The 21,767-nt window shown below is 66.8% G+C and carries 15 protein-coding genes and 4 tRNA genes; 12 read left to right on the forward strand and 7 right to left on the reverse strand.

Features of this window, described 5'->3' with window-relative positions:
• The first annotated feature begins 44 nt into the window (after positions 1-44).
• The 4 genes from LPB04_RS20105 to LPB04_RS20120 all read left to right on the forward strand — a co-directional run bounded on the left by LPB04_RS20105 (position 45) and on the right by LPB04_RS20120 (position 4,123).
• The gene (locus LPB04_RS20105; protein ID WP_193689113.1) at positions 45-1,010 is read left to right on the forward strand and encodes an SDR family oxidoreductase; all 966 of its coding nucleotides are present in this window, start codon (positions 45-47) and stop codon (positions 1,008-1,010) included.
• 27 nt (positions 1,011-1,037) lie between these two features.
• On the forward strand, positions 1,038-2,087 hold the full coding sequence (ku, locus tag LPB04_RS20110; RefSeq protein WP_193686239.1) for a non-homologous end joining protein Ku: 1,050 nt from the start codon (positions 1,038-1,040) through the stop codon (positions 2,085-2,087).
• Positions 2,088-2,090: 3 nt separating this feature from the next.
• On the forward strand, positions 2,091-2,330 hold the full coding sequence (locus LPB04_RS20115) for a hypothetical protein (RefSeq protein ID WP_193686240.1): 240 nt from the start codon (positions 2,091-2,093) through the stop codon (positions 2,328-2,330).
• A gap of 335 nt (positions 2,331-2,665) precedes the next feature.
• A complete protein-coding gene (locus LPB04_RS20120; protein ID WP_193686241.1) occupies positions 2,666-4,123 on the forward strand; it encodes a catalase in 1,458 nt (485 codons plus the stop codon).
• A gap of 214 nt (positions 4,124-4,337) precedes the next feature.
• On the opposite strand, the gene ligD is transcribed toward LPB04_RS20120, so the two are convergent.
• Positions 4,338-7,016 (reverse strand): DNA ligase D, encoded by a 2,679-nt coding sequence (ligD, locus tag LPB04_RS20125; protein ID WP_193686242.1) that lies wholly within the window; start codon positions 7,014-7,016, stop codon positions 4,338-4,340.
• 208 nt (positions 7,017-7,224) lie between these two features.
• On the opposite strand from ligD, the gene LPB04_RS20130 reads away from it, so the two are divergent.
• Positions 7,225-7,566 carry a hypothetical protein gene (locus LPB04_RS20130; protein ID WP_193686243.1) on the forward strand — a complete coding sequence of 114 codons (342 nt, stop codon included), beginning with the start codon at positions 7,225-7,227 and terminating at the stop codon, positions 7,564-7,566.
• Between the two features lie 218 nt (positions 7,567-7,784).
• On the forward strand, positions 7,785-8,732 hold the full coding sequence (locus LPB04_RS20135; RefSeq protein WP_193686244.1) for a D-2-hydroxyacid dehydrogenase: 948 nt from the start codon (positions 7,785-7,787) through the stop codon (positions 8,730-8,732).
• Between the two features lie 7 nt (positions 8,733-8,739).
• Here LPB04_RS20135 and LPB04_RS20140 read toward each other — a convergent pair whose 3' ends face one another.
• The 3 genes from LPB04_RS20140 to LPB04_RS20150 all read right to left on the reverse strand — a co-directional run bounded on the left by LPB04_RS20140 (position 8,740) and on the right by LPB04_RS20150 (position 15,898).
• A complete protein-coding gene (locus tag LPB04_RS20140; protein ID WP_193686245.1) occupies positions 8,740-10,620 on the reverse strand; it encodes a TonB C-terminal domain-containing protein in 1,881 nt (626 codons plus the stop codon).
• A 149-nt stretch (positions 10,621-10,769) separates the two neighbouring features.
• Positions 10,770-11,915, reverse strand: coding sequence for an alpha-hydroxy acid oxidase (locus LPB04_RS20145; RefSeq protein ID WP_193686246.1), 1,146 nt, complete (start codon positions 11,913-11,915; stop codon positions 10,770-10,772).
• On the reverse strand, positions 11,912-15,898 hold the full coding sequence (locus LPB04_RS20150; RefSeq protein WP_227496502.1) for a sensor histidine kinase: 3,987 nt from the start codon (positions 15,896-15,898) through the stop codon (positions 11,912-11,914). The genes LPB04_RS20145 and LPB04_RS20150 overlap by 4 nt, the downstream gene beginning before the upstream one ends.
• Before the next feature lie 110 nt (positions 15,899-16,008).
• Here LPB04_RS20150 and LPB04_RS20155 point away from each other — a divergent pair.
• The 4 genes from LPB04_RS20155 to LPB04_RS20170 all read left to right on the forward strand — a co-directional run bounded on the left by LPB04_RS20155 (position 16,009) and on the right by LPB04_RS20170 (position 16,753).
• Positions 16,009-16,085: transfer RNA gene (locus LPB04_RS20155), tRNA-Arg, on the forward strand.
• A gap of 130 nt (positions 16,086-16,215) precedes the next feature.
• Positions 16,216-16,292 (forward strand) — tRNA-Arg (locus tag LPB04_RS20160).
• Between the two features lie 185 nt (positions 16,293-16,477).
• Positions 16,478-16,554, forward strand: a tRNA-Arg gene (locus tag LPB04_RS20165).
• Positions 16,555-16,676: 122 nt separating this feature from the next.
• Positions 16,677-16,753 (forward strand) — tRNA-Arg (locus LPB04_RS20170).
• Positions 16,754-16,945: 192 nt separating this feature from the next.
• Here the strand turns inward: LPB04_RS20170 and LPB04_RS20175 are convergent.
• From LPB04_RS20175 to LPB04_RS20185, 3 genes are read right to left on the reverse strand one after another with little or no spacing between them, the layout of a single operon-like run.
• Positions 16,946-18,850, reverse strand: a complete 1,905-nt coding sequence (locus tag LPB04_RS20175) for a hybrid sensor histidine kinase/response regulator (RefSeq protein WP_193686247.1) — start codon at positions 18,848-18,850, stop codon at positions 16,946-16,948.
• Positions 18,850-19,482, reverse strand: coding sequence for a YfiR family protein (locus LPB04_RS20180; RefSeq protein ID WP_193686248.1), 633 nt, complete (start codon positions 19,480-19,482; stop codon positions 18,850-18,852). The genes LPB04_RS20175 and LPB04_RS20180 overlap by 1 nt, the downstream gene beginning before the upstream one ends.
• Positions 19,483-19,491: 9 nt before the next feature.
• Positions 19,492-19,647 (reverse strand): hypothetical protein, encoded by a 156-nt coding sequence (locus LPB04_RS20185; protein ID WP_193686249.1) that lies wholly within the window; start codon positions 19,645-19,647, stop codon positions 19,492-19,494.
• Positions 19,648-20,078: 431 nt separating this feature from the next.
• On the opposite strand from LPB04_RS20185, the gene LPB04_RS20190 reads away from it, so the two are divergent.
• Both LPB04_RS20190 and LPB04_RS20195 read left to right on the forward strand, forming a co-directional pair.
• Complete coding sequence (locus LPB04_RS20190) at positions 20,079-20,705, forward strand: 2-hydroxychromene-2-carboxylate isomerase (protein ID WP_193686250.1); 627 nt, start codon at positions 20,079-20,081, stop codon at positions 20,703-20,705.
• An 88-nt stretch (positions 20,706-20,793) separates the two neighbouring features.
• Complete coding sequence (locus tag LPB04_RS20195) at positions 20,794-21,603, forward strand: response regulator (RefSeq protein ID WP_193686251.1); 810 nt, start codon at positions 20,794-20,796, stop codon at positions 21,601-21,603.
• The last annotated feature ends 164 nt before the right edge of the window (positions 21,604-21,767 follow it).

Raw genomic sequence — 21,767 nt, forward strand, 5'->3', positions numbered from 1 at the left:
ATACTGGTTCGACGACGAACATGCACGATGAAAGGAAGCGCGCGATGGCCAACCAGGACGATGTAGCGAACCACCAGAAGGCGATCCAGAACCGCCAGGACCAGCACGACGCCAGCGGCGACAAGGATGAAGGCCAGATGCCCGCGCAGATCGGCGCCGAGCAGCCGGTCCCGCCGATGCCCGCCCAGCACCTGGCCAAGCCGGGCCTGGAAGCGCAGATGGACGTCAAGCCGCGCTTCATGGCCGAAAGCTACAAGGGCAGCGGCAAGCTGGAAGGCCAGGTGGCGATCGTCACCGGCGGCGACTCCGGCATCGGCCGCGCGGTCGCGGTGCTGTTCGCGCGCGAAGGCGCCGACGTCGCCATCCTCTACCTGAACGAACACGAAGACGCCGCCGAGACCCAGCGCTGCATCGAGGGCGAAGGGCGCCGCTGCGTCACCATCGCCGGCGACGTCAAGGACATGGACTTCTGCCAGCAGGCGGTCGACACCGTCGTCGCCCAGTGGGGGCGCCTCGACGTACTGGTGAATAACGCTGCCTTCCAGGAGCATGCCGACTCGCTGCTCGACATCACCGAGGAACGCTTCGACGAGACGATGCGGACCAACATCTACGGCTACTTCCACATGGCCAAGGCCGCCCTGCCCTACCTGAAGCGCGGCGCCGCGATCGTGAATACCGGTTCGGTGACGGGCCTGAAGGGCTCGAAGCTCCTGCTCGACTATTCGAGCACGAAAGGCGCGATCCACGCCTTCACGATGTCGCTGGCAGCGAACCTGCTGGACAAGGGCATCCGCGTCAATTGCGTGGCTCCCGGCCCGGTCTGGACGCCGCTGAACCCGGCCGACCAGTCGCCGGACAAGATCGTTCACTTCGGCGAGAGCACGACCTACGGCCGCGCGGCGCAGCCGGAAGAACTGTCGCCGGCCTATGTGTTCCTGGCCTCGAACGCCTGCTCGAGCTACATCACGGGCATCGTGCTGCCGGTGACCGGCAGCGTCGGCGAATGAATCGCGTCGGACGATAAGGAGGAAGGCATGGCACGCAGCATGTGGAAAGGCGCGATCAGCTTCGGGCTGGTGCACATCCCGGTCGAGATGTATCCGGCAGTGAGCGACAAAGGTCTCGACCTGCACATGCTCGACCGCCGCGACTTTTCCCCGATCGGGTTCAAGCGCTACAACAAGAACACCCAGAAGGAAGTGGGCTGGGACGACATCATCAAGGGTTACGAATACGCCGAAGACGAATGGGTGGTGCTGTCGGACGAAGACCTGCGCCGCGCCAACCCGGAAGCGACGCAGACGATCGACATCCTGGCTTTCGTCGACGCCGCGGAAGTCCCCCTGATCTACTACGACCAGCCCTATTACCTCGCCCCCGGCAAGGGCGGCGACAAGGTGTATGCGCTGCTGCGCGACACGCTGAAAAAAGTGGGCAAGATCGGCATCGCCAACGTCGTGATCCGCGTCAAGCAGCATCTCGCTGCCCTGCACTGCGTCGGCAATACCATCGTGATGAACACCCTGCGCTACGCCGACGAGATCCGCGACCCGGGCGAACTCAAGATCCCGGGCAAGAACGCGAAGACGGCGATCAGCGACAAGGAACTCAAGATGGCGATGGCCCTGGTCGAGGGCATGAGCGAGGACTGGGAGCCGGAGCAGTACCACGACACCTACCGCGAAGACGTGCTGGCCCTGATCGAGAAGAAGGTCAAGGCCAAGCAGACCAAGACCATCACCATGCCCGATCCGGAGGAGAAGCCGGCCAAGGCGACCAACGTCATCGACCTGGTCTCGCTGCTGCAGGCCAGCCTGGGCAAGAAGCCGGACAAGGGCGCGGGCAAGGCCGCAGCCGCGGACGACGACGACGACGAACCGCCGCCGCCGAAGCGCGCGGGCAAGCCCGCCGAGGAGGACGAGGAGGAAGAACCGGCGCCGCGCCGCAAGACAGGCGCCGCCAGCCGCGAGGCGGTCGCCGCCAAAGCCGCGCCGAAGCGGGCGGCTGCGAAGAAGCCGGCCGCCAAGACAGCTGCGAAGACGGCCGCGGCCAAGGCGCCCGTTCGCCGCAAGAAGGCGGCCTGACGGATGGAGGAATTTCTCGACTTCCTGCAATGGCCCGCGATGGCGGTCAGCCTGTATGCCGCCTTCATGATCGGATCGAAGAACGCCCGCAAACGCATCTTCGGCTTCTGGATGTTCATCCTCAGCAATGTCATGTGGATCGTCTGGGGCTTGCACGACGAAGCATGGGCGCTGATCTCGCTGCAGGTGGCGCTGATGGCGATGAACATCCGGGGGATTTTCAAGAACGAGTCGCCGGGCTGAGGGCATCGGCGTCCCGCAAGAGCAGTACACATTCAACCGACGGCAAAGCGCCGTTCACACCAAGGAGGTTTTTATGCGCAAGATGATCATGATGGCAATCGCCGGCTTCGTCTGGAAGAAAATCCAGGCCAAGATGTCGAAGCAGACCTATAACGGCACCACCAGCGCACCACGCCGTTACTGATGTGCCACGCCGCGGTGGGAAGCCGCGGCGTTTCCTCTGCCGGTAGCTGTTAGTCAATCCCTATCGTAACAATCAAATCAATTAAGTTTATCTTTTGCTGAGCCGTACGTAGAATCTCCTCATCAATTTCATCACGCAATGAGGAGAACGCATGACCCGCATGACCACCGCTTCCGGTATTCCCGTCGCCGACAACCAGAATTCGCTCAGCGCCGGCCCGCGCGGCCCGCTGCTGCTGCAGGACTTCCACCTGATCGAGAAACTGCAGCACTTCAACCGCGAGCGCATTCCGGAACGCGTGGTCCACGCCAAGGGTTCGGGCGCCTACGGGACCTTCACCGTCACCCACGACATCCGCCATTTCACCACCGCGAAACTGTTCGGCGCAATCGGCAAGCAGACCGAAACCTTCCTGCGCTTCTCCACCGTCGGTGGCGAGAAAGGCAGTGCCGACACCGAGCGCGATCCGCGCGGCTTCGCCCTGCGCTTCTATACCGAGGAAGGCAACTGGGACCTGGTCGGCAACAACACGCCGGTCTTCTTCATCAAGGACCCGATCAAGTTCCCCGACTTCATCCACACCCAGAAGCGCCTGCCCGACAGCAACCTGAAGTCCGCGAACATGATGTTCGACTTCTGGAGCCGCGCCCCGGAAAGCCTGCACCAGGTGACGATCCTGTTCTCCGACCGCGGCACGCCGGATGGCTACCGCCACATGGACGGCTTCGGCAGCCACACCTATAGCCTGATCAATGATGCGGGCGAGCGCGTCTACGTGAAATGGCATTTCAAGACCCGCCAGGGCATCCGCAACCTGAGCAGCGCGGTTGCGACGCGCATCGCCGGCACGGACCCGGACCACGCCCAGCGCGACCTGTTCGATGCGATCGCCGCCGGCGACTTTCCGCAGTGGGACGTCAAGGTGCAGGTGGCGACGCCGCAGCAGCTGGCCGACTGGGAAGCGCGCACCGGCTGGAACCCGTTCGACCTGACGAAAGTATGGCCACATGGCGACTTCCCGCTGCAGCCGGTCGGCGTGCTGGAACTGAACCGCAATCCGCTGAACTACCACGCCGAAGTCGAGCAGGCCGCCTTCTCGCCGGCCAACGTGGTGCCGGGCATGGGCTATTCGCCGGACAAGATGCTGCAGGGCCGCCTGTTCGCCTACCACGACGCCCAGCTCTACCGCGTCGGCACCAATCACCAGCACCTGCCGGTGAACGCGCCGCGCTGCCCCTTCCACAACCAGCAGCGTGACGGGACGATGGCGATCAACAATGGCGGCGCCGCGCCGAACTACGCCACGATCGATGCGGTCGGCAAGGGCGGCACGGGCATGGGCCATGGTGAGCAGGAGCTGCCCCTCGAAGGCGGCGCCGGCCGCTTCGACTTCCGCGGGCAGGAAGACGATTACACCCAGCCAGGCAATCTGTTCCGCCTGATGACGGATGAAGCGAAGCAGAAGCTGTGCGACAACCTGGCCGGACCGCTGTCGCAGGTGACGGACGAGATCCTGGAGCGCCAGCTGCGGCAGTTCGACAAGGCCGATCCGGGCTATGGGCGTGGTGTGCGGGCGTCGCTCAAGCGCCTGGGGCGGAACGTCGACTGAGTTGCTGTACTGGGGGCTTGCCCGAATCCTTGGTGGCATGCGAACGCCGCGTGGGCTCGGAGAGCCCACCCTACGGTCGACGCCGCGGGTTCGGCAGGCCTTGCCTCGACGGGTTATGGCCGGGATGTAGCTCGTAGGGTGGGCTCTCCGAGCCCACGCGGACGATGCCTACCACGAGCGGCGCAGGCCACAGCCCCATCTGCCCGCGACCTTCCTAATCTTCGTAGCCCAGCTTCTTCATCGCCGCCGTCAGCGTCCTGGCGGCTTTTGCATAGCCCTCCCACGGATCGTTGCCCTTGTCCAGCCGCGTATGCGCGTTCTTGACGTTCCACTGGTCGCTGGCCTTCATCTTGTCGAGTTCATCCCAGGCGAGCGGCACGGAGATGCCCAGGCCCGGCCGTGCCCGCACCGACCAGGCGCAGACGGTCGTCGCGCCCTGGCCGTTGCGCAGGTAGTCGATGAAGATCTTGCCGACCCGGTTCTTGGCGCCGCTCTTGGCCGAGAAGCGGTCCGGCAAAGTCTTCGCCAGGTGGGTCACGATCGCCTGCGCAAAACCTTTCACCGTGTCCCAGTCCTTGCCGCCCTTGATCGGCACCACCACGTGCAGGCCCTTGCCGCCGCTGGTCTTGAGGAAGCTTGGCAAGCCGAGTTCGTCAAGGAAGGCATGCATGACCTTGGCCGCTTCCTGCATCGCCGGCCATTCCACGCCTTCGCCCGGGTCGAGGTCGAACACGATGCGGTCCGGCTTGTCGTAGGCCTTCTTCGTCGCATTTTGCGTGTGGAACTCGATCGCATTCCACTGCGCGGCCGACAGGATGCCAGCGACATTGTCCACTTCCAGCATCGGCGGGTGGTCGGGATCGAGCGCCTGGTCCATGTGTTTCACGCCGGGCAGTTTCTTGATATCCGCATGCTTCTGGAACACCAGCTCGGCCTTGATGCCTGCCGGCGCGCGCACCAGCGAGACCGGGCGGCCCTTCAGGTGCTCCATCATCAGCTCGCCGACCAGGGCGTAGTAACGCACCACGTCCATCTTGGTGGCGCCGCTCTGCTCGTCGACGACGCGGTCGCCGTTCGTGATTTTCAGCGTCGCAGGCAGTTTTCCTTCCGGCGATTCAGGTTCCTTCGAAGCGGCTTTCTTCGGGACGGGTTCGGCGTCTTCTTTCATTTCGACTTCCTTCACAGGTGTAGGGAGTTCGCGCGTGATGCCTTTGGCCGGCTTGTCGGTGCGCAGGCCCTGGAACACCGGATGGCGCACCGAGCCGGTATTCGTCCATTCCGAAAAGCTGACCTCGGCGATGAGTTCGGGCTTGACCCAATGGTGCTTGCGTCCCGGGACCGAGCGCGGCGGGAAGGGGCTGACGTCGGTATCGAGGGCTTTCAGTTTCGCCGTGACCTCGCGCAGGCTCTCCGCATTGAAGCCGCTGCCGACATTTCCCGCATAGCGCAGCACGCCTTCCTTGTCGTAGGTGCCCAGCAGCAGCGAGCCGACGCCGGTGCGCGAACCCTTGGGGTCGGTGTAGCCGGCGATCACGAATTCCTGGCGCTGGCCGCATTTCAGCTTGATCCATTCCGGCGAGCGACGCGACACATAATGCGAGTCGCGCCGCTTGCCGATCACGCCTTCCAGGCCGATCTTGCAGGCGGCGGCGACCAGCCCTTCCGGGTCGGTGCCGAACTCGTCGGAAAAACGCACCAGTTTCGAGGCCCGCGCCCCCTTCAGCGCCCCTTCCAGCAGCGCGCGGCGCTCGACCAGCGCCACGTTGCGCAGGTCGTAGCCGCCCAGATAAGGGGCGTCGAAGATGAAATACATGATCTCGGCCCGGTTGCTGCCGTCGAAGGCGAGCTGCAGCAGGCCGAAATTCGGGCGGCCGTTGGCGTCGTGGACGACGATCTCGCCGTCGTACCAGCCGTCGGGCAAGCCCATGTCCTCGAGCTCCTTCTGCAGCGGCACCAGCTTGTCGGTCCAGTCATTGTTGTTGCGGGTAATCAGGCGCACCTTGCCGTTCTCGATGCGGGTCAGCATGCGGTAGCCGTCGAACTTGACCTCGAACACCCATTCCTCCGGGTTGGCGGGCGGGCTGTCGACCAGGGTGGCGAGTTCGGGCGCGAACTCCTTCGGCGGCGGCGCCTCCACCGCGCCTTCGGGCAGGCTGGCGTCGCGTGCCTGGTCGGCGGCCTTGACGGCCGCGGCGTCTGCCTTCGCCTTGGTTGTCCGGGCCGACTTTGCGGCCGATCTGGCAGCAGGGCCGGCGGCGTCGCCCGCCTTGGCTTTGGCGGTGCGGCCGGCGTCCTTCGCCTTGTCCTTCACCTTCGCCGGCACTTTCTCGTCGGTGCCCGGCATCGGCAGCGACTTGACGCTGTCGGGCAGCTCGTCGACCACCGAGAACTCATCGGCCGGGCGCGCGTATTCGTCCTTTTCCTTGATCAGGAGCCAGGGTTCCTGCTTGTCGTCGCCGCGGCCCTTCATGCGCACCAGCACCCAGCGGCCGTGCATCTTGTGCCCATGCAGCTGGAATTTCAGGTTGCCCTTGCGATAGCCGTCGTGCGGGTCGCCTTCCGGTTCCCAGGTGCCCTTGTCCCAGATAATTACCTTTCCGGCGCCATACTGCTTCTCGGGAATCGTGCCTTCGAAATCGGAGTAGGAGATCGGATGGTCCTCGACGTGCACGGCCATGCGCCGGTCGTGGGTGTCGTAGCTTGGCCCCTTGGGTACGGCCCAGCTTTTCATGGTGCCGTCGAGCTCGATCCGGAAGTCGTAGTGCAGGCGGCTGGCCCAATGTTTCTGGATCACGAAGGTCAGCGCGTCCTTCCCCGGCTGGCCGCCTTCCGCGGGCTCGGAAGTGATCGAAAAATCGCGCTTGGCTTTATAGAGTTTGAGGGCGTCGGGCATGGGAACTCCTGCGTTTTCCGGTACGGCCAGTGTAGGCGGAGGGGCGCGGTGCGACTGTTCGGCAGCTAACGGTCGCGCTTGGCCCCGAGCTTGTAACCGGATGTAAAAGGACGTCAACCCTTCTGAAGCGGCCAGCGTTATCGGCACAGCAGCACCGGAACGCGTCCCAGGTTCCACTTATATTTCCACTCCTGAAGGAAAGACCACCATGAGCAAAATCGTCGCTACCCTGATCGCCGGCCTGTTCGCTACCTCGGCATTCGCCCAGACCGCCACGCATGCGACCGCACCGGCCACCAAGGCAGAAGCCAAGGAAGCCAAGGAAGTTGCGAAAGCCGATGCCAAGGTAGAGAAGGCCAAGGCCGACGCCAAGGCCGACGTCGCCGAAGCGAAAGCGGACGCAGCGAAGGACAAGGCCAAGGCAGTGAAAAAGGCCAGCAAGAAGAAAGCGGATGTAAAAGCCGACGCCGCAGAAGCGAAGGCGGAACACAAGGCAGACGCCGCTGCGCACACGACGCACACCACGACCGCCGCTGCCACCACCAAATAATTACACGCCGCTCGAGCCCCGCCATAGCCCCAAAAAAGACAGGGTCCGCCCTGTCTTTTTTTCGTCCGCCGCCACGGCCGGCAAGCCCGAAAGCAATGCGCGTTTTACCCGCAGCGGGTAAGCTGGCATCCCCGCCATCCGGGCTCGATCGAGCCGATTTCCCGTCCCATCGGGCGCATGCTCTACAATATGCGCTCCCCTCCCCCCTGGAGCGCGCCATGCACAAGATCGTCTTCCTCGACCGCGACAGCCTGCTTGCCGAGGTACGCCGTCCCGCCTTTGACCACGACTGGCTGGACTATCCGGCCACCGCCCCCGACCAGGTCCTCGAACGCCTGCGCGGCGCCACCATCGCCGTGACCAACAAGGTGCCGCTGCGCCAGGACGTGATCGAGCAGTTGCCGGAACTGCGCATGGTGGCGGTCGCCGCCACCGGCACCGACAACGTCGACCTTGCCGCCTGCCGCGCGCGCGGCATCGCGGTCGCCAACATCCGCAATTATTCGGTCGTCTCGGTGCCCGAGCACTGTTTCACGCTGATGCTGGCCCTGCGCCGCAACCTGCGCGCCTATGTCGCGGACGTGGAAGCCGGCCGCTGGGAGCATTCGAGCCGCTTCTGCCTGCTCGACCATCCGATCGGCGACCTGGCCGGCAGCCGGCTCGGCATCGTCGGCTACGGCGCCCTCGGACGGCGCGTGGCGCAGATCGGCCAGGCCTTCGGGATGCGCATCGCCACCACCTCGCGCTCGCCGGTCGAGGAGCCGGGCGTGGAACAGCTGGAGCTGGACGAACTGCTGGCCACCTCCGACGTCGTCAGCCTGCACCTGCCCCTCGTCGATTCGACGCGAAACCTGATCGGCGCGCGCGAGCTGGGCCTGATGAAGCCGAGCGCGCTGCTGATCAATACCGCGCGCGGCGGCCTGGTCGACGAGGACGCGCTGGCCGAGGCGCTGATGCGGCGCACGATCGGCGGCGCCGGTTTCGACGTGCTGAGCAAGGAACCGCCCTCGCAGGACAATCCGCTGCTGGGCCTGCGCCTGCCGAACTTCATCCTCACCCCGCACGTGGCCTGGGCCAGCAGCGGGGCGATGCAGACGCTGGCGGACATGCTGGTGGACAATATCGAGGCCTGGGAAGCGGGCCGGCCGACGAATCTGGTGGGTTAAGCCAGCATTATTCCAACCGGATCGCGACGTCGAAGATCCAGGTCCGGCGAATCTCGACCACGTCATACTGGCGCGCCAGGACCGGCGGGAAGCGTCCGTACGGCGCCTGGCTGGCCACCACGTTGCGGATCGCCTCGTCGAGCGCCGGGACGCCGCTGGACACCTCGAAGGTCAGCTTCTCGACCGATCCGTCCGCCCGCACCGCCACCGTCACCACCGGCTGGACGCGGGCCTGCTTCACCAGCTCGCGCACGGTATCGAAGGTCATGTTCATTTCGATCTTGCGGCTCATGGCCTGCGCGTAGGCGACCAGGTCGGCGTTGGCATCGGCGCGGCCGAACAGCCAGCCGCGGCGCAGGCTGCTGACCGTGGGCGGGAGAGCTGCGGCAGCGTCGCGCGCGGCCTTTTCCGCGTCGAGCTGCTTGCCGATCGCGCGCAGGCGCTCTTCGCGCTGGGCCTCCTGTTCGGCCTTCTCGCGCTGGGCCTGGGCCTGTTTTTCCTGCGCCTGGCGGGCCGATTCGAGCTGCGCCTGCCGGCCTGCTTCCTGGCGGGCCAGCTCCTGGCGGGCAGCTTCCTGGCGGGCGGCTTCCTGGCGCGCTGATTCCTGGCGTGCTGCATCGAGCTGGGCCTGCCTTGCCTGTTCCTGGCGGGCCTGCTCCTGGCGGGCAGCTTCCTGGCGGGCCGCCTCCTGCCGTGCCGCTTCCAATTGCGCCTGCCTTGCCTGCTCCTGCCGTGCCGCTTCGTTGCGCGCGGTTTCCTCGCGGGCTGCCTCGGCGCGTTCGCGTTCCTGGCGCGCGGCCTCCTGGCGTGCCGCGTCGGCCAGCCTTGCCTGCTCCTGGCGCAAGGTTTCCTGGCGTGCGAGCTCCTGGCGTTCGGCCAGGCGTGCCGCCTCGAACTGCGCCTGCCGCGCCTGTTCCTGGCGTTCCGTTTCCCGGCGTGCGGCATCCAGGCGTTGCTGCTCCTGGCGCATCAGTTCCTGGCGCTGCGCCTCCTGGCGCGCGAATTCCTGGCGCTCGGCGGCCGATCGCGCCGCGTCGAGCTGGGCCTGCCTTGCCTGTTCCTGTTTTGCCTGTTCCTGCCTTGCCGCTTCCTGGCGCTGCGTTTCCTGGCGGGCCAGCTCCTGACGCTCGGCCTGTGCACGGGTCGCCTCCGCTTCCGCCAGCCGCATCTGCTCCTGGCGCGCCTGTTCCCGGCGCTCGCTCTCCTGCCGGGCCAGCTCCTCGCGTTCGGCCGTCAGGCGCGCGGCTTCGCGCTGCGCGTCGGCCTCGAGCGCCAACTGGCGCAGGTGTCGGGCGCTCGCCTCTTCCTGTTCGCGGGCGGCCGCTGCGACCCGCTTCTGCGCCTCGGCATCGATATCCGGGGCCGGGTTTTCTTCGGACCGCACCTGGGCCCTCATGACCGGCGCCGCAGGTGCGGCGGCGATGACGGGCGCCGGCGCGGGAGGTGGTGCGGGCGCGGGCGGTGGTGCGGGCGCGGGAGCTGGGGCAGCAGGTTCAGGCAGGGGCGCCGGCGCTGCGGCGGCTTCGCTGCGCGCAGTGGTCGGAGCCGGGGCGGCCGGCGACGCTGCCGGCGCCCTGGCTGCGGGCGGCCGCTTCTGCGGCGCAGGCCGCGCCGCAGGTGCGCTTTCGACAGGCGGGGCGGGCGCCGGCGCAGGCGCCGCGGCCGGCGCGAGCTGAACCCGGAGCGCGCTCGGCGCCAGCCGCCGTTCTTCCCAGGGAAAGTGAAAACCGGGCAGGCCAAGGGTCTCGCCGCCCACGGCAATGCTGAGCAGCAGCACGTGCACCACCAGCGACACCATGAAGGCGGTGTTCAGGCGCGAAGTGAGCCGGTCGATGGAAAACGCGCGTCCCCAGCTGAAAGCGCCCTGCGCGGGCGCGAACTCAGCCATGAAGACGCGCGTCCTGTGCCGGCGCTGCGAAGGAAAACGATGTGGCCATGTCGATCAATGCAAAGATGCCGAAGAGGCAAGGAACCCGGCGATGCTATCACAGGCTTGATTCAACACATCGTTCCGTACGGGAAATGCCTTCCGTCCGCTCACCAGGTGCCGGGCAGCAGGATGTTGCGGTCGACGTCGCGCACGTCGCGCAGGCCGCAGAAGGCCATCGTCAGGTCGAGCTCGTTGCGGATGATCTCCAGGCAGCGCGCCACGCCCGCCTCGCCCATCGCGCCCAGGCCGTACAGGAAGGGCCGGCCGATGTAGACGCCCTGCGCGCCCAGCGCCAGCGCGCGGATCACGTCCTGGCCGGAGCGGATGCCGCCGTCCATGTGCACTTCGATTTGACTGCCGACCTCGTCGACGATGGCCGGCAGCGCGCCGATGCTCGACTGGGCGCCGTCGAGCTGGCGTCCGCCGTGGTTCGAGACGATCAGCGCGTCGGCGCCGGTGCGCACGGCCATGCGTGCGTCCTCCGGGTCCATGATGCCCTTGATGATCAGCTTGCCGCCCCAGCGGTCCTTGATCCAGGCCACGTCGTCCCAGGACAGGGCCGGATCGAACTGCTGCGCGGTCCAGGACGAGAGCGAACGCATGTCCGACACGCTGGAGGCATGGCCGACGATGTTGCCGAACCGGCGGCGCGGCGTGCGCAGCATGTTCCAGCACCAGCGCGGCCTGGTCGCCAGGTTCATCATGTTCGGGATGGTCAGCCTCGGCGGCGCGGTCATGCCGTTGCGGATGTCCTTGTGGCGCTGGCCCAGCACCTGCAGGTCCAGGGTCAGCACCAGCGCCGAACACCGCGCCGCCTTCGCGCGGTCGATCAGGCGGTTGATGAAATCGCGGTCCCGCATCACGTACAGCTGGAACCAGAACGGCCTCGTGGTACGCGCCGCCACGTCCTCGATCGAGCAGATGCTCATCGTCGACAGGGTGAAGGGCACGCCGATCTTCTCGGCCGCGCGCGCGGCCAGGATCTCGCCGTCCGCATGCTGCATGCCGGTCAGGCCGGTCGGCGCCAGCGCCACCGGCATCGCCACGTCCTGGCCGACCATGGTGCTTTTCAGGCTGCGGTCGGCCAGGTTCACCGCCACCCGCTGGCGAAACTTGATCTTCGCGAAATCGGCCTCGTTGGCGCGGTAGGTCGATTCGGTCCAGGAACCGGCGTCGGCATAGTCGTAGAACATGCGCGGTACGCGGCGCCTGGCCAGGACCCGCAGGTCCTCGATCGTCGTGATGATGCTCACGCGTGCATGCTCCTCTCCTCGGTGTGTGCCGGATGGCGCGCCTCCGCCGCCCTCAAGGGCAGCTCGAGGATGAAGATCGTGCCCTCTCCCGCCGTGCTCTCGACGCTGATCGCGCCGCCCAGGAGCGAGGTGGCGATGGTGTGCGCGATGTTCAGGCCAAGGCCGGTGCCGCCCTGCCCCATGCGCGTGGTGAAGAAGGGATCGAACACGCGCGGCAGGTGCTCGGGCGCGATGCCGCGTCCGTCGTCGCGGAAGGCGATGCGGACCCAGTCGCCGTCCAGCAGCGTGGCCGACAGGCGCATGCTGCCGCCGGGACCGTCGAAGGCATGCAGCAGCGCGTTGTTGACGAAGTTGATCAGTACCTGGCCGAGCGGGCCCGGGTAACTGTCCATCACGATCCCCGCCGGCACGTCCAGTTCCAGCACATGGCCGGCCAGGCGCACCTTGTTCATCAGGGTGGCGACGATTTCCTGGCAGGCGCGCGCCAGGTCGAAGCGGCGGCGCTGGGCGCTGGCCTGGTCGACCGAGACCTGGCGGAAGCTGTTCACGAGGTCGGCCGCCTGGTGCAGGCTGCGCATGATCAGTTCCGACGCCTCCTTCGCCGAACCGATGTAGCCGGCGAGCTCGGAGCGCCGCAGCGCCGCCGTGTCGAGCGCGGTCGCCAGGTCCACGGTCTTGTCGTGCAGGGTGCTGGCCATCAGCAGGCTGTTGCCGATCGGGGTATTCAGTTCGTGGGCGACGCCCGCCACCAGCGAGCCGAGCGAGGCCAGCTTTTCCTGGGCCGCGAGCTGGCCCTGCACGTCCTTGAGCCGGCGGTAGGCCTGCGCATTGTCGAGCGCGACGCCGACATACGCGGCCAGGGTGCGCAGCATGTCGAGGTGCACGCGCTGGTAGGCATGCGGCGCAAAGCTCTGTACGCTCAGGGCACCCAGCACGCGCTGGCCGACCACGACCGGCACGTAGAGCAAGGAGCGCGGCGGCCCGTAGGCCGGGGCCGCCTCCGGCGCGAAGGGCAGCGCCGCGGCCGCGACGTCATCGGGGTCGAGGCCCGGCAGGTAGCGCGCCACGTCGGCCGCCAGCTCGTTGATGAAGACTTCGCGTCCATGTTCGATGCACCAGGCGGCCAGCTGGCGCGGGTCGCCCCTGTCGCCCCCATTGCGCCCCTCGGATCGTTCGCGCGCCGGCGCGGCGCAGCGCCGGCCGTCGATGACGGCATACGGGAAATCGGGCTGCGCGCCGTCGCCGCGCGCCACCGCCACCGCGAACACGGGCGCGTCCATCAGCACCTGCACGTGTTCGTACAGGGTGTTCATGATCGCCTCGGTGTCGAGGTTGGCGGTCAGGCGGCGCCCGATGTCCGACAGCAGCGCGATGTTGCGGCGCGCGCCGTCGGCCGCCTCGCCCTGCTCCTCGGCCTCGCGCTTGCGCCGTTCGGCCGCATCCTTCTGCAGCACCAGTTCGGCGGTGCGCGCGTTGACTTCGCGCGCCAGCATGTCCTTCTGCTGGAGCAGCGCGCGGATGCGCAGGCGGTAGCCGGCCACCACGACGACGACGACCGCGGCCAGCGCCAGCAGGCGGAACCACCAGCTCTTCCACCAGGGCGGGGTGATCGTGATCGTCAGCGCCGCCGGCGCCTCGCTCCAGACGCCGTCCTTGTTACTGGCGCGCACCCGGAATACATAGCTGCCCGGATCGAGGTTGGTATAAGTGGCGAAGCGCTTGCCGGCGTCGGTATCGACCCAGCCCTGGTCGAAGCCTTCGAGCCGGTAGGAATAGCGGTTGCTGGCGGGGGCCGCGTAGTGCAGGCCGGCGAATTCGAGCGAAAACACCGATTCGCGGTGCGACAGGGTGATCTCGCGGGTGAGCTCGATCGGCGCGGGCAGGCGCTGCGGCTTGTTAAAGACGAGGAAGTCGGTGATGCGGACCAGCGGCGCATACGGATTGTCGCGCAGCGCATCGGGCATGAAGGAACTGAGGCCGTTCACGCCGCCGAAATGCATTTGCCCGTCCGGCCCGCGCGCGCTCGACCCGACGAAGAAGGTGCCGTCGATCAGGCCGTCCTTGGCCGTGTAGTGCTTGTACTGGCCGGTTGCCGGGTCGTAGCGGCTGATGCCGTCGGTCATGCTGGCCCACAGCCGGCCGCGCGCGTCTTCCAGCACGGCGCCGATCGGCAGCGGTCCGGGCGCATCGATCAGCTTCACCAGGCGGAAGGCGGGCTTGCCGTCCTTGCCTCTCTCCATGCAGTGCAGGCCGCCGGCGGTGCCGACCCACAGCGTGCCGCTGCGGCTCAGGGCCAGGCCATAGATGCGGTTGTGGCGCAGGCTGGACGGGTCGAGCGGGTCGTGGCGGTAGTGGGTGAACAGGCCGCTCTTGCGGTCGAAGCGGTCGAGTCCATTGTCGGTCCCGATCCAGAGGATGCCCTGCGCGTCCTCGACCATCTGGAACAGGGAATTGTCGCCGATCCCCTCGGGCCGGCGCGGCTCGTGGCGCCAGACCTGGCGCACGCTCAGGTCCTCGTTCAGCTGGTACAGGCCGGCGCGCGTGACCGCCCACAGCGCGCCGTCGCGGGTGCGCTGCACTTCCTGCACCGGGGCCGTGCCCAGGCCCGGCAGCTCGACCCGGTGGAAGCGGCCGCCGCGCACGTCGCTCCAGGCCAGCGCGCCGGCGCTGCCGACCCACAGCCGCCCGCTTTCGATGGAAAGGCTGTGCACCACGTCGTTCGGCAGGGTGTCGTCGCGGCCGTCCTGGTGGCGCAGCTGTTCGGTGTGGCCGGTCTCGGGATTGAGCAGCACCAGGCCGCCGCCGCTGGTGCCGACCCAGAGCTTGCCGTCCGGACGCACGGCGACGTCGCGCGCCTTTTCGTAGCCGACCCGATAGCCGTTCTCGGGACGGAAGCTGAAGTTCGAGAAACCGCCGCTGGCGAGGTCGGTACGCGAGAGGCCGCGGAAACGGGTGCCGACCCAGAGCGTGCCGCTGCGGTCGATACGGATCGAGCCGACCTGGTTGTCGGACAGGCTGTGCGGGTCGAGCGGCCGGTTGCCATATGAGACAAACCGTCCGCTGGCCGGGTCGCGCCATTTCACGCCCTCGGAATCGGTGCCGACCCAGAGCGTGCCGCCGGCGTCGTGGTACAGCGCCATCACGCGCACGCTGCCGATGCCGTCGGCAGCGCCGAGCGCGCGCCGGCGCGGCGTGCCGTCGGCGAGAATCCAGGACTCGAGGCCGGCGTCGGTGCCGACCCAGAGGGTGTCGCGCGGGCCCATCGAGAGCGAATTGATGCGCGCGCGGTGCGGATCGTCGTCGAGCGGCGCGAAGTGTTCCAGGTGCGACGCACCCGGCGCCAGCCGGCCGACGCCGCGCGCGGTGCCGGCCCACAGCACGCCGTGCCCGTCGAAGGCCAGTGCAGTGACGGTGTCGCCGCCGGGCGCGCCGTCGTCGCCCGGATGGCGGATCGTGGTAAAGGCGCCGCTGCCCGGATCGAAGCGTTTCAGGCCGTCGCTGGTGCCCAGCCACAGGATGCCCTGGCGGTCGGCGACGATCGCGTTGACGCTGCGGTTGGCGTCCTGCGACTGGCCAGGCTCGGCCAGCGGGTAGCGCACGAACCTGCCCGCGGCCTCGTCGAAACGCGCCAGCCCGCCTTTGGTGCCGAACCACAGGCGTCCCTCGGCGTCTTCGAAGGAGGCGTTGATGAAGCTGTCGGGGAGCGAACCGGGGTCTTGCGGATCGGTGCGGTAGACGGTCATCTTGTAGCCGTCGTAGCGGTTCAGGCCGGCCTGGGTGCCGAACCACATGAAACCCTGGCGGTCCTGCAGGATGTTGAGCACCGATCCCTGCGACAGGCCGTGTTCGATCGACACATGCTCGAAACGCAGGTTACGTGGCGCGGCCGCGGTGGCGATGCCTCCCAGCGCCAGCATGCCGAGCAGCGCCGCCAGCAAGGTGCGCGCCGCGGTTCGCCCTCGGCGCAAGGTGTTGCCCAGCATAGTGTCTTGGAATCGGATACAGAGCCTCCAATCTACCAGAGGAACCCATGGAGTTGTAATAAATTAAGACTTCCGCAATGCCGACGCCGCTGCTATAATGCGTCTCACGGGCGGCTGTAGCTCAGCTGGATAGAGTACTTGGCTACGAACCAAGGGGTCGTGGGTTCGATTCCTGCCAGCCGCACCACGAATATGAAGGCCAGATCGCGAGATCTGGCCTTTTTCGTTTGGGCGGCCGATCGACCGGCCGCCCTCCTTTCCTTCTCGCAAGCAGCCCTTCCCATTTTGCCGAGGCCCCGCTATAATGCGTGCTTCGGGCGGCTGTAGCTCAGCTGGATAGAGTACTTGGCTACGAACCAAGGGGTCGTGGGTTCGATTCCTGCCAGCCGCACCACGAATACGAAGGCCAGATCGCGAGATCTGGCCTTTTTCGTTTGGGCCGCGCTTCCTGGTTGCGCCTCCCCGGGCGTGCGTTGAACGCGTGGACGGCGCCGACTTGAACAAGAACCATGTGCCCGGGTATCGCCGCCGCCACGCTCTTCCCATTTTGCCAAGTCCCCGCTATAATGCGTGCTTCGGGCGGCTGTAGCTCAGCTGGATAGAGTACTTGGCTACGAACCAAGGGGTCGTGGGTTCGATTCCTGCCAGCCGCACCACGAATACGAAGGCCAGATCGCGAGATCTGGCCTTTTTCGTTTTGGCCGTCCTCGACTGCCAGGAAGCCGCCGCAACCGGCCCTTCCCATTTTGCCAAGGCCCCGCTATAATGCGTGCTTCGGGCGGCTGTAGCTCAGCTGGATAGAGTACTTGGCTACGAACCAAGGGGTCGTGGGTTCGATTCCTGCCAGCCGCACCACAGTTTCAAGAAAATGGCTCAGAAGAGATTCTGAGCCATTTTTCTTTTCCGCTTCGTTTTTTCCGACACCACTCCCACCCTCAGAAGACCTGGTCGACCATTCTGCTTTGTCGGCAACAGCTTTGACGCCGGCAACAACGGAAATACCTGCGCCGACTGCTTCACGTTTATCGTTCGCCCCGCCGCAGCCGATCAGGTCCGCAGCTTCTTGATGATGCTGCGGTTGCCCAGGATTTCCTCGATCTGTTCGAAGCGCACCGGCTTGACCATGTGGTGGTCGAATCCGGCCTCGAAGGCGAGCTGGCGGTCCTTTTCCTGGCCCCAGCCGGTGACGGCGATCAGCACCGTCATCGGGCCGCAGGAAAGCTTGCGGATGCCGCGCGCCAGGTCGTAGCCCGACATCTGCGGCAGGCCGATGTCGAGGAAAGCGTAATCCGGACAGAAGCGCGCCGCCGCCGCCAGCGCGTCCGGGCCGTTGTGGGTGATCACCACGCTGTGGCCCATGGCGGTGAGCAAGGCGCCGATGCTGTTCACGAAATCGACGTTGTCGTCGGCCAGCAGGATGCGGTAGGTCTCGGTGCTGATGAAGGCGGCCGGGGTCGGCTTGGTCGGCAGTTCCGGCTCGACCACGATCGGCAGGCGCACGGTAAACCGGCTGCCACGGCCCAGGCCTTCGCTCGCGGCGGCGATCGTGCCGCCGTGCAGTTCGACCAGCTTGCGCGCCAGCGACAGGCCCACGCCCAGGCCCGCATTCGTGCGCTCCAGGGTCGAATCGACCTGCACGAACATTTCGAAGACCGAATCGAGCATGCCTGGGGCCAGCCCGATGCCGGTATCGCTCACCTCCAGCACCAGGGTCTTCTCTTCCACGTGCGCGGACAGGGTGACGCGTCCGCCGCGGTTGGTGTACTTGGCGGCGTTGTTGAGCAGGTTCGACAGGATCTGCGCCAGGCGCGTGGCGTCGCCGTGCAGGAATACCGGCCGGTCCGGCAGGTCGATCGCCAGCTCGTGCCCGTGCAGCTCGATGTAGGAACGCACCACCTCGAGCGCGTCGTTCACCACCGCCTTCAGTTCGACGCGGCCCATCTTGATCGCGAACTTGCCGGTATTGATGCGCGAGACGTCCAGCAAATCGTCCACCAGGCGCACCATCTGGCGCAGCTGGCGTTCCATGATGTCGGTCGCGCGCTGGGTGGCCTGGGCATCGCCGCTGCGGATGCGCAGGATATCGAGGCCGGTGCGGATCGGGGCCAGCGGGTTGCGCAGTTCGTGCGCGAGGGTCGCGAGGAATTCGTCTTTCCTGCGGTCGGCCACGATCAGGGCGTCTTCGGCCTTCTGGCGCACGTCCATCTCGTGTTCGAGGGTGCGGTTGGCCGCCTGCAGCGCTTCGGCGCGGCGGCCGATCTCGGCCAGCATGTCGTTGAAGGCTTCGACCAGCACGCCGATCTCGCCGCTGTTATTGCCCGGCACCCGCAGCGTGAAATCGCGCTGCTGCATCACCTGGCGCGCGACATTCGTCACCGCTTCCAGCGGGCGGGTGATGGCCGCCTGCAGGCGCGAGGCGACCAGGGCCGCGATCACCAGCGCGCCCAGCATCACGCCGCCGAGGATGGCGCCGTAGTTGAGCAGGCGGTCGACCAGGCCGTAGCGCGAGCGCAGGAAGACGGTACCGACCGCTTCGCCGTTCTCGACGATGTTGTGCCAGACCTCGAGTTCGCCGCGCTCGATGCGGTAGCCGGCCGGCTGCGGCCGCGGCGGCAGGTTCTGCTCGGTGCCGGCCTTGGCATAGGTGGCGAAGCGGGCGCCGGTGTTCGCGTAGACGGCGCCGGCCAGGATCTGCGGACGGGCGCGCAGCACGGCCAGCTGCTGCCGGGCCGTCACGGCATCGTTGAAGGCCAGGGCCGGCGCGGTGACGCTGGCCATGATGTCTGCTTGCGTGGTCAGGTCGTCGACCCAGTAGCGCTGGAAGGTGCGCAGGTCGAGCAGCAGCATGGCGATCGAGGCCGACAGCAAGGCTGCCAGCGTGGTGAAGACGGCCATCTTGATCAGTTTGCTGCGGACGGAACCGCTGTCCTGGGAATGCTGGCGGGACTGCATCAGCTGTTTCCCTTTACCACGCGGTTGGCGACTGTAAGCAGGCGCGAACTGAGTTTCACGTTATTCCTCTCTGCCGAGTCGAGCGAGACATCGAACCGCACCCGCTCCTCGATAATCCTGAAATTGATGACGCTGCCGTTCTGCAGGCCGAGTTCGCACTCGGTGACGGGCAGCAAGGCCGTAGGCGCCGAACGCAGGATGCGCGCCGTACGCGCGCTGTCGCTGCCGGCGACGAACAGCAGATGGACCTGGACCGGATCGCCTTCGCGCAGCGTGCGCACCACGATCGGCCGCCCGCGCACCTGGCGCCCCGCCACCACCCGCGCCAGCTCCTCCGCCATGTCCTCGGAACCGATCACGCCGATCACGATCGGTGCGGCGCCGTCGGCAAAGGCGGCGGCCGGGAAGTCGGCGTAACCGAGAAACTTGTAGAGAAACGCAGCCTTGACGCGGCGCTCGAGCGCCTGGTTCGACGCGCCCTGCGCGAAGGCCGTGGACGGCGGCACGGCCACGCCCACCAGCAGCGCAGCGGCACAGGCCAGCGACCAGCCGGCCAGGCGGCCGACCGCCAACCGGCGCGTGCGCACGGTGGACGACAGCTGCGGGGTGCGGGAAAAGCGGTGTCGAATCATTGGCCGGGGTTAAGTTTGCAAGTGGCGCTCATTGTCGATGCGCCCGAACGCCTGGCGCACACCCGGGTCGCCAGACCCGGCACCCGCGTCGCAGAAATCCAACGCCGATGCCGCCATGGGCCTCGCGGCCCGCCACGCGCCGTCCATCACGCGCGTCGAGCTCATGATATCCCGGCACGGACAATTCCGACAGTGCGGGCATGGGGACGCGGCCGCACCGGACCCCTGCCGATCTCCGCCATGGCGAAGCGCGCGCGCACCCGGCACGGCTTTCCATGCTGCAAAGCCGTGAATTGTTTCGTGACATGTGTCCATGGTAAAACATTTTCTCTGATGCACCAAGCAGGTGCACGTCCCGTGCGCGGATGCACCAGCCATACGGCCCATCAATGACTGTCATCAGAAATCTAAATTGGCAATCGGTATTGCATTGCAGCATAATTCTTCCTGTCTCCTCTATTCTCTTCCAAGAAAATAGATTCAGCCCGCTCCCCTGGAGCGGGCTTTTTTTTGCCCGCTTTCTTTTTGACTGTTACGGTCCAGGCAAGCTTGCTATCATTACATCGACGCCCCAGCGGCGCAGTGGAGAGCGAGCGATGACACAGCATGGAAGGGCTCCTGCGGACCTCGAGTTCTGGTTCGAGTTCGGCAGCAACTACAGTTACCTGGCCGCGATGCGCGTCGAGGCGCTGGCGCGCGCCGCCGGCGTCCGTGTCCTCTGGCGCCCTTTCCTGCTGGGCCCGGTTTTTCGCGAACTCGGCTGGAGCACCTCGCCGTTTGTGCTGCAAGCCGCCAAAGGCCGCTACATGTGGCGCGACATGGAACGCGAAGCTGCCAAGTATGGCATCGCATGGCGCCGCCCGAGCGTCTTTCCACGCACGGCCCTGCTGCCGATGCGGGTCGCCACGCTCGGCGCGGAGGCGCCGTGGATCGGCGAATTCACCCGGCGCGTGATGCACCAGAACTGGGTCGAGGACCGCGAGATCGACGACGCGCCCGCAGTACGCGAGGCCCTGGCGGGCCTGGTTCCCGACCCGGAGGCGGTGCTCGCCGCCGCGCTCGCTCCAGACAACAAACTGCGCCTGCGCGCGAATACCGGGCTGGCCGGCGCGCGCGGCATCTTCGGCGCGCCGACCTTCTTTGTCGGCGACGAGATGTTTTGGGGAAACGACCGGCTCGAGGACGCGATCGCCTGGGCTGCGCCGGGCCAGGGGCGTGCGTGACCAGGGCCCGCGCTCTAACGCGCCGACAGGAGCCGGGCAATTAGTGTACGATTCGGCCATGTTTTTGAATACACAACAGGCCGTTTCCATGTCCGCTTCCGGTAAGTCCGCCCGCACCGCCTCCTCCTACGACTGGAGCGCCAGTGCGCTCGGCGACCCTGCCCTATGGCCGCAGCCGCTGCGCCTTGCCGCCGACCTGATGTTCAACACCCCGCTGCCGATGCTCCTCTCGTGGGGCGCGCAGCCGCTGGTGCTGTGCAACGAAGCCTACGGCGCGCTGGCCGGTCCCGCCTTCAGCCGGGTGCCCGGCGGTTCAGTGCCGGCGGTGCTGCCGCCGCCCTTCGCCGCGGCCGACGACGCCCTGGCCCGCGCCCGGCGCGGCGAGGCGGCCTTTGTTGCCGGAGCGAATGTCAATTTCGGCGCCGCCGGCGAGCGCTTCGACCTCTACTTCACGCCCATCGGCGAAGGCGGCGTCCTGTGCGCCCTGGCGCCGGCGACGCAGGAGCAGCCGGCGGCCGTCGAGGAACCGGGTATCCTCAGCATCCTGGTGGTCGAAGACAACCTCGATTCCCAGTATCTCGTGTGCGAAATGCTCAAGGCCTTCGGCTACGAGGCCGACGGCGTAGCGCATCCGGACGATGCGCTGGCCCACCTGGCCGCGCGCCACTACCACGTGCTGTTTACCGACGTCAGCCTGCCCGGCATGTCCGGCGTCGACCTGGCGCGCCAGTCCCTGGAACGCTACCCGCACCTGAAAGTGATTTTCGCGTCGGGCTATGGCGACATGCTGCTGCGCCATCTCGACTTCCCCTACCAGTCGCTGCAAAAGCCTTACGAGCTCGATCAGCTGCAAGACGCACTCGGCAAGGCGACCAGCGCGCTGCGGGCGGGCACCTGAGTGGGCTTCACCCGTGTGCAACCAAACGGGGCGGCCGGGCTAGAATGGCCAGGTGCCGCGCAGCGGCGTGCCTTCGCACGCCCTGTCCCCGCGTCCGCTGCCCCTGCGCCCCTTGCCCCCAGGTCACTTGCCCATATTCAGCCAAGCTCCGGTCCTTTCATGAT

The organism is Massilia litorea (assembly GCF_015101885.1).
Lineage (GTDB): Bacteria > Pseudomonadota > Gammaproteobacteria > Burkholderiales > Burkholderiaceae_D > Telluria > Telluria litorea.